The sequence below is a fragment of the Streptomyces sp. NPDC029526 genome (genome assembly GCF_040637405.1).
In the GTDB taxonomy this organism is placed as follows: Bacteria; Actinomycetota; Actinomycetes; order Streptomycetales; family Streptomycetaceae; genus Streptomyces.
Genome location: NZ_JBEZWE010000014.1, coordinates 143,074 through 157,019, shown reverse-complemented (window position 1 = coordinate 157,019; position 13,946 = coordinate 143,074). Strand labels below are relative to the sequence as shown.

The following is a 13,946-nucleotide window of genomic DNA, read 5'->3' as shown; positions in this document are numbered from 1 at the left end:
CTGGGACATCGAAAACCTCACGGGGTGGGGACAGAGGAGAACCACCCGGAGCAAGGACCGCGCCGTGGTGGCCGTTCCTTGGTAACCGCCCCCGGCCAAAAGCCGCAAAGGTGTGACCTACGACGAAAGGCCGTAGATCCTGCGTGTAACCCACATCTCTTGACGGAGGGGGCCGTGCGGGGCGAAACCCCCATTTCAGGCTGATCGATCAGAGCGATGCACCAAATGTCCGAATTGGAATGAGGCTGTTCGCGACTATTCCGGGTAGTACGTGACATCCGTCCTGTGCCGCTTGTCACCGGGAGCCCGGTCAGGACGTTCCGGAAATGTGGCGTGGGTCTCCGGATCCGAAGAAGTCGGCCAGCAGCCGGTTGAGTTCCCCGGGCCGTTCCGTGGGGATCGAGTGGTGGGACGCGCCGGGGAGGACCACGACCTCCGCGCCGGGCAGCAGACGGCGCGCGTCGGCGGCCATGCGGGACGCGTCGTGCGCCCTGCTCCGCTCGGCCGCCACCACGAGGGTCCGGACGGGGCAGGCCCGCAGGGCGTGCTCGGCGGGGCGGGGCATGGCGACGACCTTGGACCGCTTCAGCCCGGCGGTACTGTCCAGGAACTCCCGCCACACCCGGTCCTCGGGGTCGCGGCCGGTCTCCCAGCGGTGGAAGGCCCGGGGCCGCTGGGCCGCCGGCCTCAGCAGGGTGAGCACCGCGTGCAGGAGGTAGCGGCTGCTCATCCGGGTGAAGCACTGGGCGGGGTCGAGCAGGGCGAGGCCGGCCAGGCGGTGAGGTGCGTGCAGCGCGTGGCGCAGGGCGATCCAGGCCCCGTAGGAGTGACCGCACAGGTGCACCCGGTCCAGGCCCAGCCCGTCGAGGACCGCCTCGAGCCAGGTGACCAGGTCCCCGGCGTCCCGCAGCGGCGCCCCGTCGTGGACGCTGCGGCCGAAGTCGCCGATCAGGTCCACGGCGTACACGCGGTGGGTGGCGGCCAGGGCGCCGGCGTTGGCGTACCAGACGACCGACGTCGTCCCGCCGCCGGGCAGCAGCACCACCGGGGAGCCGTCCTCGGGACCGCAGACGTGCACCCGGGTGCTGCCGTAGGGCGTGGGGACGTCGACGCCCCGGACCGGGACGGGCCACTGCCTCAGCACCGCGTCGTACGCCGCCAGGAACCTCGGCTCGTCACCCACGGGTCCCCCCACCTCGTGATCACCGGACCCGCCGATTCTCCCGCCCGCCGGGGCCCGGCGGAAGGGGCCGGGCCCCGGACGGAGCGGCCCGGGCGGCCCCGCACCCCACGGACCAGGGACGTCGGCGGGAACACCGGGCACCCGGCTCGCGGTACCTTCGTCGTCACCCGATGAGGAGAGTCAACGTGAGCAAGTTCGTGCGGCCCGCCGCCGAGGGGGCCGACCCGTTCGGCACGGTGCAGTTGCGGCGGGGTGTCCTGGACGCGTGGGCCGCCAGTCCCGCCCGGTTCCGGGAGGACGCCAACGCCGAGGAGGACCTGGTCCTCGGCGGCTACCGCGACCGGCTCGTCGTCGAGCTCGCCCAGAACGCCGCCGACGCCGCCGCCCGCGCGGGCGTGCCGGGACGGCTCCGGCTCACCCTGCGGGACGGGGTCCTCGTCGCCGCCAACACCGGCGCGCCCCTGGACGCGGCGGGCGTGGAGTCGCTGTCCACGCTGCGCGCCTCCGCCAAGCGGGACGTGCCCGACGCCTCGGTGGGCCGGTTCGGCGTCGGGTTCGCGGCCGTGCTCGCCGTCACCGACGAACCCGCCGTGGTCAGCCGCCACGGCGGGGTGCGCTGGTCCCTCGCCGAGGCCCGCGGGCTCGCCCACGAGGCCGCCGGGGGCAGTGCCGCCCTGGGTGACGAGATCCGCCGCCGGGACGGGCACGTGCCGCTGCTGCGTCTGCCCTTCGCCGCCGAGGGCACCGCCCCCGCCCCCTACGACACGGCCGTCATCCTCCCGCTGCGCGACACGGCCGCCGCCGACCTCGCCGAGCGGCTGCTGCACGCGGTCGACGACGCCCTGCTGCTCGCCCTGCCCGGCCTGGAGGAGATCGTCGTCGAGGACGGCGACAGCGAGCCGAGGACGCTGCGGCGCCGGACCGAGGGCGACCTCACCGTGGTGGAGGACTCCCGCGAGGGCACCACCCGCTGGCGCACCGCCGCCGCGCACGGGCCCCTCACCCCCGAGCTGCTCGCCGACCGGCCCGTCGAGGAGCGGCTGCGGCCCCACTGGTCGGTCACCTGGGCCGTGCCCGTCGACGCCGACGGCACCCCGGGCCGCCCCCGCACCAGCCCCGTCGTGCACGCGCCGACCCCCAGCGAGGAGCCGCTCGGCGTCCCCGCGCTGCTCATCGCCTCCTTCCCGCTGGACTCCACCCGCCGGCACACCGCCCCCGGCCCGCTCACCGACTTCCTGGTGCAGCGCGCCGCCGACGCCTACACCGAGCTGCTCGCCGACTGGCGGCCGGTGACCGCCGGGATCCTCGACCTGGTGCCCGGACCGCTCGGCAAGGGCGAGCTGGACGGCGCCCTGCGCGCGGCGGTCCTGGAGCGGCTGCCGCGCACCTCCTTCCTGCCGCCGGCGGCCGAGCCGCGCGACGACCGGGACGGCCGGGACGACGACTCCGGGCTGCCCGAGTCGCTGCGGCCCCGGGACGCGGAGATCGTCGAGGGCGCGGGCGCCGACACCGTGCGGGTGCTGGCGGAGGTCCTGCCGACCCTGCTGCCCGCCGGTCTCGAACGCCGCGTCGAGCTGCGCACCCTCGGCGTCGCCCGGATCCCGCTCGGTGACGCCGTCGACCGGCTGGCCGGGCTGGAGAAGGAGCCCGGCTGGTGGCGGCGGCTGTACGAGAGCCTCGCGGGCGTCGACCCGGACCGGCTGTCCGGGCTGCCCGTGCCGCTCGCCGGTGACCCCTCCGACGGGTTCGGCCCCGGCACGGCCCGTACGACCATCGGCCCGCGCCAGGTCCTGCTGCCCGGCGGTGACGCCGCCCGCATCGAGCCCGGGGTGCTGTCCCGGCTCGGCCTCAAGGTCGCCCACCCGGACGCCGCCCACCCCCTCCTGGAGAAGCTGGGGGCGCTGCCCGCGACCCCGCGCGCCGTCCTCACCACCCCGCAGGTGCGGGCCGCCGTCGCCGCGTCCCTCGACGACGACGGCGGCGGCCTCGGCTGGGAGGACGACGCCCCGGACGCCGAGGAACTCGCCGAGACCGTGCTCGGCCTGGTCCGGGACGCCGGACTGGAGCCCGGCGACGAGCCCTGGCTCGGCGCCCTCGCCCTCCCCGACGAGGACGGCGAACTGGCGCCCGCCTGCGAACTCGTCTTCCCCGGCGGCCCGTTCGCCTCCGTGATGCGCGAGGGCGAACTCGCCGCCGTGGACGCCGAACTGGCCGAGAAGTGGGGCGAGGCGCCGCTGGCCGCCTGCGGCGTGCTCGTCGGCTTCGCCCTCGTCCGCGCCACCGACGTCGTCCTCGACCCCGACGAACTGGAGCCCCGCGACAGCGACTTCAGCGAGCCCGACGACCCCGGGCTGCTGGACGCCGTGGACGTGTGGTGCGAGGACGTCCTCGACCGCTTCCCGGACACCCCGGTGCCGCCGGTCGCCACCGAGATCGTCGCCGTCCGCGACCTGGACCTCGTCGACGACGACCAGTGGCCCCGCGCCCTCGCCCTGCTCGCCCGCCCGCCGCTGCGCGACGCGCTCACCCAGCCGGTGCGGATCCTCATGCCGGACGGCACCCACGAGACCGTCCGCCCCTACACCGCCTGGTGGCTGCGCGGCCACCCGGTGCTCGACGGCCGCCGCCCGGCCGGACTGCGCGCCGCCGGCGGCGACCCGCTGCTGCGCGGGCTCTACGACGAGGCCGACGCCACCGGCTTCGAGGACGAGCAGGTCCTGCGGGCGCTCGGCGTGCGCACCTCGGTGGCCGCACTGCTCGACGAGCCCGGCGGCGCCGCCGAACTCCTCGACCGCATGGCCGACCCGGACCGCGAGGTGGGCCCCGCCCAACTGCACGCCCTGTACGGGGCGCTGGCCGGTCTCGACCCGGAGGACGTGACCCTGCCGGACGAGCTGCGGGCGGTCGTCGACGGGCGGGTGCGGGTGGTGGACGCCGCCGACGCGGTGGTCGTCGACGCGCCCGACCTGCTGCCGTTCACCGAGGGCCTGCCGCTGCTGCCGGTCCGCCCCGCGCGCGCGGCCGACCTGGCGGAGCTGTTCCAGGTGCGGCGGCTCAGCGAGACCGTCACCGGGCGGGTCGGCTCCGAGGGCACCGAGCACGACGTGCCGGAGCCGGTGCGGGTCCTGCTCGGCCCGCGCACCCCGGCCACATACGTCGAGCACGAGGAACTCCTCGTCGACGGCGTGGAGCTGGACTGGCGTCTCACCCCGGACGGCGTCCTGCACGCGGCCACCCTGGAGGGGGTCGCCGCCGGGCTCGCCTGGGCGGCCGGCCAGTGGCCGCGCCGGTTCGAGGTCGCCGCGCTGCTGGAAGACCCCTCGCGGACGGAGGAGTTGGCGCGGGACCGCTGGTTCGACTGACGGGCAGCTGGCCGACAGCGGACCGACAGCGGACGGCACCGGACCGACAGCGGACCGACAGCGGACGGCACCGGGCCGGCAGCGGGCCGTGAACAAACACGGTCACAAAACTTTCACTTTTCGTGCAACCATTGCCCCCACCCGCGCATCTGATCTTCCGAGTCAACAGACTCCACGATCATTCGGGGCCCCGGGCCGACGACGAGCCGTACGAAACGACCAGAGCCGGGGCCCCCTTCCTCCACCAGGGGAACGCATGCGTATTCGCGCCACCGTGGCCGCCGTCTCCGGCGCCCTGGCCCTGTCCGCCCTCGCCGTCCCGTCCGCCCAGGCCGTCGACGCGCCCTCGTTCCGGGACGCGGCCACCGCCGCGATCGAGGCGGACCGCAACGCCCCGGCCCAGCGGTCCACGTTCGCCGCCGCTGCCGCCGTCGGCGACCTCGACGTCTCCTTCTCCGGCCTCAAGATCGCCGCGGCGGTCAAGGTCGGGACGACGAACAAGGTCTCCACCACCGTCACCTACAAGATCACGCACGGCGCCGACGTGGACATCCACTCGGACGACTTCGCGACCGGCCCCTACATCTACAAGGGCTCCTACGAGCAGCCGGTCAACCTGCTGCTCGGCGACAACCCGGCCACCTGCACCTCCACCTCGGCGACCACCGCCACCTGCAAGGGCAAGATCGACATCTACCCCGCGTACGACGAGCTGATCAACTCCGACGCCGGCGCCTGGAAGGCCGGCGGGCTGGCGCTGAACTACGTCACCGAGGAGTTCGCCGACCAGGGCGCGATGGGCTCCACCAAGATCCAGCGGTACTCCCGCCTGACCGTCAACGCCGCCCCGGAGCCGGTGAAGAAGGGCAAGACCATCACGGTCACCGGCAAGCTGTCCCGGGCCAACTGGGAGACGCACAAGTACCACGGCTACAGCACCCAGAAGGTGCAGCTGCAGTTCCGCAAGAAGAACTCCAGCACCTACACCACCGTCAAGACCATCAAGACCAGCACCACCGGTCAGCTGAAGACCACCGTCAAGGCGTCGGTCGACGGCTACTACCGCTACAACTTCGCGGGCACCAGCACCACCCCGGCCATCAAGGCCGCCGGTGACTTCGTCGACGTGAAGTAGGCGGCAGGAGGCACGACGTGCGGCAGGCCGGGCACCACATGGTTCCCGGCCACCACACGGTGCCCGGCCGCCACCCGGTTCCCCGCGTCCCCGCCAGGGGCGCGGGGAACCGTGCGTCGGGGCCCGGACCTACACGGGGAACCGGCGGTCCACCCACCGCCACAGGAACTCCAGCGTGACCGCCGCCACCGCCGCGATCCCGACCGCCGCCCACGGCATCGTCATCCCGACCAGCTTCAGCGCGAAGAACTCCTGGAGCCACGGCACGACCAGCACCACCAGGAACCCGGCCCCCATGGCCGCGACCAGAGCCACCCGCCACCAGGTGTAGGGGCGGGCGATGATCGCCAGCACCCACATCGAGATCAGGAACAGCGTCAGGGTCGCCGCGCTGGTCTCCGCGCCCAGCGCGTCCGCACCGCTGTAGTGGTGCCGTGCGAGCAGGTACGTCGTGAACGTGGCCAGCGCGGCCAGCGCCCCGCCCGGGATCGCGTACCGCATCACCCGGCGCACGAAGTGCGGCCTGGCCCGCTCCTTGTTCGGGGCGAGCGCCAGGAAGAACGCCGGGACGCCGATGGTGAGCGTGGACAGCAGCGTCAGGTGGCGCGGCAGGAACGGGTACTCGACCTGCCAGCACACCACCAGGATCGCCAGCAGCACCGAGTAGACCGTCTTCACCAGGAACAGCGTCGCGACCCGGGTGATGTTGCCGATCACCCGCCGGCCCTCGGCGACCACCGACGGCAGGGTGGCGAAACTGTTGTTCAGCAGCACGATCTGCGCGACCGCCCGGGTGGCCTCCGAGCCGGAGCCCATCGCCACCCCGATGTCGGCGTCCTTCAGCGCCAGCACGTCGTTCACCCCGTCGCCCGTCATCGCGACCGTGTGCCCGTGCGACTGGAGCGCGCCGACCATCTCCCGCTTCTGCTGCGGGGTGACGCGGCCGAACACCGTGCCCTCGTCCAGCGCGCCCGCCATCCCGTCCGGGTCGGAGGGCAGCCGGCGGGCGTCCACCGCCGACCCCTCCAGGCCCAGCTTGGCGGCGACCGCGCCGACCGACACCGCGTTGTCCCCGGAGATGACCTTGGCGCGCACGTCCTGCTCGGCGAAGTAGCGCAGGGTGTCCGCCGCGTCCGGCCGCAGCCGCTGCTCCAGCACCACCAGCGCGGCCGGCTGCACGCCCTCGGCGGCCTCCGGCGCGTCCACGTCCACCCCGTCCCGGGCCCGGGCCAGCAGCAGCACGCGCAGCCCCTGCTCGTTCAGCCGGACGGTCTCGTCCAGCGCCGGGTCGTGCGGCGCGAGCAGCACGTCGGGCGCCCCCAGCAGCCAGGTCACCGGCTCCCCGCCCGGCTCCTCCACGAAGGTCGCGCCGCTGTACTTGCGGGCGGAGGAGAAGGGCAGCGTGTCCGTCAGCCGCCACTCGGTGGTGTCCGGGTAGGCGTCGATGATCGCCTGGAGGGAGGCGTTCGGCCGCGGGTCCGCCGAGCCCAGCTCGCCGAGCACCCGGCGCAGGTACGTCTCGTCCCCGTCGCCGAGCACCCGCAGCCCGGTCACGTCCATGCCGCCCTCGGTGAGCGTGCCCGTCTTGTCCAGACAGACCGTGTCGACGCGGGCCAGGCCCTCGATGGCGGGCAGCTCCTGCACCAGGCACTGCTTGCGGCCCAGGCGGATCACACCGATCGCGAAGGCCACCGAGGTGAGCAGCACCAGCCCCTCCGGAACCATCGGGACGATGCCGCCGACGGTGCGGGCGATGGAGTTGCGCAGCTCGTTGTGCTTGACGACCAGCTGGCTGATGATCAGACCGATCGCGGTCGGGACCATCATCCACGTCACGTACTTGAGGATCGTCGAGATGCCCGAGCGCAGCTCCGAGTGGACCAGGGTGAAGCGGGACGCCTCCTCGGCGAGCTGCGCCGCGTACGCCTCGCGGCCCACCCTGGTGGCCTGGAAGGCGCCGCCGCCCGCGACCACGAAGCTGCCGGACAGCACCGGGTCGCCCGGCCGCTTCACCACGGGGTCGGCCTCGCCGGTGAGCAGCGACTCGTCGATCTCCAGCCCGTCCGCCTCCACGCAGCGGCCGTCCACGACCACTTTGTCGCCCGGCCCGATCTCGATCAGGTCGTCCAGCACGATCTGGGAGGTGCTGACCTCGGCCGCCGTCCCGTCCCTGCGGACCGTCGGCCGCACCTCGCCGATCAGCGCCAGGGAGTCCAGGGTCTTCTTCGCCCGCCACTCCTGGATGATGCCGATGCCGGTGTTGGCGAGGATGACGAAGCCGAACAGGCTGTCCTGGATCGGCGCGACGATCAGCATGATCACCCAGAGGACGCCGATGATGGCGTTGAACCGGGTGAAGACGTTCGCGCGCACGATCTCGGTCATCGACCGACTGCTGCGCACGGGAACGTCGTTGACCTGCCCGCGAGCCACCCGCTCGGCCACTTCCGCGGCGGTCAGTCCGGTCACCGGTGACGTGACCGTGCCGGGCTGCTCGGCTTCGACCTGGGCGCCCGCGTCGAGATGCGTCATGCCTCTGACGTTACGTGCGGAGGCCGCCGGTCACCCACCTGACCCCGGCAAGTTCCGTCCCGGGAAGGACCCGGGGGAAAGCGGCAACCTCCCGGGGGCGTACGGGGACGGCCTCCGGACCCCGCGGGACCGTTCCGGGCCGACCCGGGGACTCCGGCCGGTGCGGCCCGTGCGGCCCGAGCGGCCCGTGCCGCCGGTGCGGCCGGTGCGGCCCTGTGGCGCCCGCCCGTCGGTGGCTCGGGGCGGGCCCCGACCCCTACGCGGTCTCGGCCCGCTCCGTCGCACCCTTCGAGCCGGCGGCGCTCGTCGAGCCTGTCGCGCCCGTCGAGCCCGCGGCGTCCGCCGGGCCTGCGGCATGCGGGGCGCCCGTCCCGCCCGCCGGGTTCGCGGCGTCCGCCGGGTCCGTCGCCCCCGCAGCGCTCGTGGCGCTCGTGGCGTCTACCGGGTCCGTCGCCCCCGCGGCCCTCGCCCGCTTGAGGGCGGCGTCGCGCTTGCGGACGTACCAGATGCCGATGAAGCCGAGCCCGCCGCCGGCCAGGCAGGTCCACAGCCACCAGGTGTGGCCGTGCTCGTCGAACCAGCCGTAGAAGGGCAGCTGCACCAGGAAGAGGACGAACCAGACGATCGTGCCGCCGACGATGGTGGCGACCACGGGGCCCTCCAGGGGCTCCGGTGCCTCGTGCTTGGGGGTCCACTTCTCCATACGGGCAGTCTACGAGGGGGTGCGGCGGCGCGGCCGGTCGCGTTCGCGCGGCGGCAGCGGCGGTGGCTGCTGCGGTGGCGGTGGCGGTGGCGTGGTCGGCCGCGTTCGCGCGGTCGCGGTGGGGTGGAAGGTCGCGTCGGTGCGGCGGCCGGGGGAGCGGTCGCCGGGAGACCGGGTGAAAGGTCGCCTCGGCGCGGTGCCCCGCCCTTCCGTCCCGCCCGCCGGTCCCGGTCCGTGTGGTCGGCCGCACACCCGCGGAGAAAGGTCATCCGGCGTCTACGCGCGGAGATAGCGGAGCAGCCGTTATATGTTCATACTGAAACGGTTTGTTTCTGGCCACTTCTTTTCGTAGGAAACGCCAAAGGGACGCCTCGCGATCCCGCCGGTGATGAGGTCTCGCATGTCCACGTCGGCTCCCGCCAAGGCGCCCACCCCGGAACAGCCGGAGGGCGGCCCGGCGTACGGCGCTCTCGACCGCTACTTCAAGATCTCCGAGCGGGGCAGCACCCTCGCCCGCGAGATCCGGGGCGGTTTCGCCACCTTCTTCGCGATGGCCTACATCATCGTGCTGAACCCGATCATCCTCGGCAGCGCGAAGGACATGTACGGCCACCAGCTCGACAACGGTCAGCTGGTCACCGCGACGGCGCTGACCGCCGCGTTCACCACCCTGCTGATGGGCGTCATCGGCAACGTCCCGATCGCGCTCGCGGCCGGGCTCGGCGTGAACTCGGTCGTCGCGCTCCAGCTCGCGCCCCGCATGTCCTGGCCGGACGCCATGGGCATGGTCGTGCTGGCCGGCTTCGTGGTGATGCTGCTGGTCGCCACCGGCCTGCGCGAGCGTGTGATGAACGCCGTCCCGTACGGCCTGCGCAAGGCCATCGCCATCGGTATCGGCCTGTTCATCATGCTGATCGGCCTCGTCGACTCCGGCTTCATCACCCGGATCCCGGACGCCGCCCAGACCACCGTCCCGCTCCAGCTCGGCGTCGGCGGTCACCTGAACGGGTGGCCGGTCCTGGTCTTCGTCCTCGGCGCGCTGCTCACGCTGGCGCTGATCGTCCGCCGGGTGCCCGGCGCGATCCTCCTGTCCATCGTCGCGATGACCGTCCTGGCGCTGATCATCAACGCCGTGGCCGACGTCCCCTCCTGGGGCCTGACCGAGCCGACCTGGCCCGGCAACCCGGTCGCCACCCCCGACTTCGGCCTGATCGGCGAGGTCAGCCTGTTCGGCGGGTTCGCCAAGGTCGGCGTGCTGACCGGCGTGCTGTTCGTCTTCACCGTGCTGCTGTCGTGCTTCTTCGACGCGATGGGCACGATCATGGGCGTCTCCGACGAGGCCAAGCTGACCGACGGTGACGGCCACATGCCCGGCATCAACAAGGTCCTCTTCATCGACGGCGTCGCGGTCGCCGCGGGCGGTGCCAGCTCCTCCTCGGCCACCACCGCCTTCGTGGAGTCCACGGCCGGCGTCGGCGAGGGCGCCCGCACCGGCTTCGCCAACGTCGTGACCGGCTCGCTGTTCGCCGTCGCGCTGTTCCTCACGCCGGTGGCCACCATGGTCCCGAGCCAGGCGGCGACCCCGGCGCTGCTCGCGGTCGGCTTCCTGATCCTGGCCGGTTCGATCAAGGAGATCGACTGGGCGGACTACACCATCGCCGTCCCGGCCTTCGTCACCATGGTGATGATGCCGTTCACCTACTCGATCACCAACGGCATCGGCATGGGCTTCCTCACCTTCTCCGTGCTGCGCCTGGCGGCCGGGCGGGGCCGTGAGGTGCCGGTGGCGATGTACGCGGTGTCGGCGGTCTTCGCCTTCTACTACCTGATGCCGGCGCTGGGCCTCACCTGATCCGCCGCCCGCACACCCGGCGCGCGACGGTTCTACGGGGTCACGGGACCCCGTAGAACCGTTCCGTCTCCTCCACCGAGGTTCGGAACCTCTGGTCGAAGTCGTCGCGCCGGAGTGTCCGCAGGACGTAGTCCTGGACGGTCATGCCGCGTTTGGCGGCGTGGTCCCGGAGCCGTTCGAGCAGCTCCTGATCGATCCGCAGGCTGAGCACGTCGGTCCCCATGGGCATGAGCGTTGCCGCACATCTCGTCCCCGTGCACCCCTTTTCGCCAATTGATCACTCGAACGGGTGATCCGGGACGGTAGTGGCCGGAGTCACGGCCGAGACGGCGCCTCACCGGTAGTCCTTAGCGAGAGTAATGAGTTACGCTAAGCACCATGCCGGATTTCAGCCATGGCGACGACGCTGCCGCCGTGAACTCCCTCCGCACCGCCGTGATGCGGCTGTCCCGTCGGCTCAAGCACCAGCGCGTCGACGAGTCGCTCAGCCCCACGGAGATGTCGGTGCTCGGCACCCTGGCCCGCTGCGGCCAGGCCACCCCGGGCGAACTCGCCCGCAAGGAGCACGTCCAGCCGCCCTCGATGACCCGCATCGTCGCCCTGCTCGAAGGCAAGGGCCTGGTCCGGCTGGACCCGCATCCCGACGACCGGCGCCAGAAGGTCGTGCGGCAGACCGAGCAGGCAGAGGCCATGCTCGAGGAGAGCCGCCGCCGGCGGAACGCGTTCCTGGCCACGCTGGTGGAGGGGCTCGACGAGGACGAGTGGGCGAAACTGCGCGCCGCCGCCCCCGTGCTGGAGAAGCTGGCACACCTATAGGCCCGCCCCGGCGGCCTCACCGAGAGGCCCGCCGCGCCGGCGACGCCCACGCAGAAAGCGCTGTAGCACCCGTTGCAGCACCCGCTGTAGCACCAAGGAGGCGAACCTTTTGAGTACGGGATCCGGAGCACCTTCCGCCCCCGCACCAGACACCCGCGACACCCCGAGCGACCTCGACAGCACCCCGCGCAAGTCGTCGATGTTCTCCTCGCTGAAGGTCAGGAACTACCGCCTCTTCTTCACCGGCCAGGTCGTCTCCAACATCGGCACCTGGATGCAGCGCATCGCCCAGGACTGGCTGGTGCTCACCCTCACCGGCTCCGCCGCCGCCGTCGGCATCACCACCGCCCTGCAGTTCCTGCCGATGCTCCTGTTCGGCCTCTACGGCGGCGTCCTCGTCGACCGGCTGCGCAAGCGCCCCACCCTGCTCGTCACCCAGACCGCGATGGCGCTCACCTCCCTGATGCTCGCCGTCCTCACGCTCACCGACAGCGTCCAGGTCTGGCACATCTACGTCGCCGCTTTCGCGCTCGGCCTGGCCACCGTCGTCGACAACCCGGCCCGGCAGTCCTTCGTCGCCGAACTCGTCGGCCCCCGCCAGCTCCAGAACGCCGTCAGCCTGAACTCCGCGAACTTCCAGTCCGCCCGTCTGGTCGGCCCCGCCGTCGCGGGCGTGCTGATCACCGGCGTCGGCACCGGTTGGGCGTTCCTCCTCAACGGCCTGTCCTTCATCGCGCCCATCACCGGCCTGCTGATGATGCGCTCCCGCGAGCTGCACGCCGCCACGCCCTCCAAGCGCGGCAAGGGCCAGCTCCGCGAGGGCCTGCGCTACGTCGCCGGGCGGCCGGAACTGGTGTGGCCGATCGTCCTGGTCGGCTTCATCGGCACCTTCGCCTTCAACTTCCCCGTCTACCTCTCGGCCTTCGCCGACGACGTCTTCCAGGGCGGCGCGGGTGCCTACAGCCTCTTCAACATCCTGATGGCCGTCGGCTCCCTGGCCGGTGCCCTGCTCGCCGCCCGGCGCGGCACCGCACGGCTGCGGCTGCTCATCCTGGCCGCGCTCGCCTTCGGCACCGTCGAGATCGTGGCCGCCGTGGCGCCGGCGATGTGGATGTTCGCGGTCCTCATGATCCCGATCGGCCTGTTCGCGATGACGGTCAACGTCACCACGAACACCAGCATCCAGATGTCCACCGACCCGGCCGTCCGGGGCCGCGTCATGGCCCTGTACATGATGGTCTTCCTCGGCGGCGCCCCCGTCGGCGCGCCCATCGTCGGCTGGATGACCGACACCTACGGCGCCCGGATCGGCCTCGCCGTCGGCGGTGCGATCGCGGTCACCGCCGCGGCCGTCATCGGCCTGATCCTGGCCCGGCTCGGCAACCTCCGCCTCACGGTCGGCTGGCACGGCGGGCACCCGAGCGTGCGGTTCGTGCCGAGGGAGCGGGAGCGGGAGAAGACCCTGGCGGCGGTCTGACCCTGCCGGGACCTCGTGTCCGGCCCTCGGTGCCCCGGGGGCCGGCTTCTGCCGCGCGCACGGGGGAGGCCCGGCCGCGGCCCGAGAGCGGTCCGGGCCCTGGTCACCCGCGAGATCCGTCCGGCCCCCGGTCACCCGCGAAACTGGACCCATGAGACTCTTCGCCGCCGTACTGCCCCCCGACGACGTGACCCGCTCGCTCACCGCCGAGGTGGAGCGGCTGCGGGCGCTGCCCGGTGCGGACACCCTGCGGTGGACCGGGCGGCCCGGCTGGCACGTCACCCTCGCCTTCTACGGCGAGGTCGACGACGTCCTCGTCCCGGACCTGGACGTCCGCCTGGAACGGGCCGCGGCCCGCACCGAACCCTTCGAGCTGGCGCTCGGCGGGGGCGGCCGGTTCGGCCGGGGCCGGGCCCTGTGGACCGGCGTCGACGGCGACCTGCGCACCCTGCGGCTGCTGGCCGACCGCTCCGAGGCCGCCGCCCGCAAGGCCGGCGTCCCGATGGAGGACCACCGCCGCTACCGCCCGCACCTGACCCTGGCCCGGAGCCGCACCGACCACGACGTGCGGCCCCACCTGGACGTCCTCGGCGGCTACCGCAGCCGCACCTGGACCGTGACCGAGCTGGCCCTCGTCCGCAGCAGCCTGCCGACGTCGGGCGTGCCGGGCGAGCAGCCCCGCTACGAGGCGGTCGCCCGCCACGCCCTCGGTGCGGCCGGTTAACCTCGGAGCGTGGACCCGAAGACCCGTAACCGGATCATGGCCGGTGCGCTGATACTGATGTTCGTCGTCGTGGCGCTGGCGGCGGCCCTGGGCAAGTAGCAGCGCCGCCGCCCGCGCCCGGTCGTGCGCGCCGACGTGCCGACCTCGTCAGCGGGCGGATGT

The 13,946-nt window shown here is 73.0% G+C and carries 9 protein-coding genes and 1 pseudogene; 6 read left to right on the top strand and 4 right to left on the bottom strand.

The genetic code is table 11. The features are described 5' to 3' along the window. Nucleotides 1–310: 310 nt before the first annotated feature. Complete coding sequence (locus tag AB0F01_RS24855) at nt 311–1,183, bottom strand: alpha/beta fold hydrolase (RefSeq protein WP_362099767.1); 873 nt, start codon at nt 1,181–1,183, stop codon at nt 311–313. 185 nt (nt 1,184–1,368) lie between these two features. Between AB0F01_RS24855 and AB0F01_RS24850 the strand changes: the two genes are divergently transcribed. Further along, nucleotides 1,369–4,545 carry a molecular chaperone Hsp90 gene (locus AB0F01_RS24850; RefSeq protein WP_362099764.1) on the top strand — a complete coding sequence of 1,059 codons (3,177 nt, stop codon included), beginning with the start codon at nt 1,369–1,371 and terminating at the stop codon, nt 4,543–4,545. Between the two features lie 256 nt (nt 4,546–4,801). After that, nucleotides 4,802–5,680: a hypothetical protein gene (locus AB0F01_RS24845; RefSeq protein ID WP_362099761.1), complete on the top strand. Its 879-nt coding sequence runs from the start codon at nt 4,802–4,804 to the stop codon at nt 5,678–5,680. Nucleotides 5,681–5,809: 129 nt separating this feature from the next. On the opposite strand, the gene AB0F01_RS24840 is transcribed toward AB0F01_RS24845, so the two are convergent. After that, entirely contained in the window at nt 5,810–8,212 is a 2,403-nt protein-coding gene (locus AB0F01_RS24840) for an HAD-IC family P-type ATPase (protein WP_362099758.1), read from the bottom strand. Nucleotides 8,213–8,672: 460 nt separating this feature from the next. Continuing rightward, nucleotides 8,673–8,915: pseudogene (locus AB0F01_RS24835) on the bottom strand (DUF2530 domain-containing protein); the annotation flags it as partial. A gap of 400 nt (nt 8,916–9,315) precedes the next feature. Between AB0F01_RS24835 and AB0F01_RS24830 the strand changes: the two are divergent. Continuing rightward, nucleotides 9,316–10,767, top strand: a complete 1,452-nt coding sequence (locus AB0F01_RS24830; RefSeq protein ID WP_362099755.1) for an NCS2 family permease — start codon at nt 9,316–9,318, stop codon at nt 10,765–10,767. 40 nt (nt 10,768–10,807) lie between these two features. On the opposite strand, the gene AB0F01_RS24825 is transcribed toward AB0F01_RS24830, so the two are convergent. Continuing rightward, nucleotides 10,808–10,996 (bottom strand): ribbon-helix-helix protein, CopG family, encoded by a 189-nt coding sequence (locus tag AB0F01_RS24825; protein ID WP_362099752.1) that lies wholly within the window; start codon nt 10,994–10,996, stop codon nt 10,808–10,810. A gap of 149 nt (nt 10,997–11,145) precedes the next feature. Between AB0F01_RS24825 and AB0F01_RS24820 the strand changes: the two genes are divergently transcribed. From AB0F01_RS24820 to thpR, 3 genes are all read left to right on the top strand, one after another. Beyond that, nucleotides 11,146–11,583: a MarR family transcriptional regulator gene (locus AB0F01_RS24820; protein ID WP_362099749.1), complete on the top strand. Its 438-nt coding sequence runs from the start codon at nt 11,146–11,148 to the stop codon at nt 11,581–11,583. A 109-nt stretch (nt 11,584–11,692) separates the two neighbouring features. After that, nucleotides 11,693–13,060, top strand: coding sequence for an MFS transporter (locus AB0F01_RS24815; protein WP_362099746.1), 1,368 nt, complete (start codon nt 11,693–11,695; stop codon nt 13,058–13,060). Nucleotides 13,061–13,211: 151 nt separating this feature from the next. After that, nucleotides 13,212–13,784: an RNA 2',3'-cyclic phosphodiesterase gene (gene thpR / locus AB0F01_RS24810; RefSeq protein ID WP_362099744.1), complete on the top strand. Its 573-nt coding sequence runs from the start codon at nt 13,212–13,214 to the stop codon at nt 13,782–13,784. The last annotated feature ends 162 nt before the right edge of the window (nt 13,785–13,946 follow it).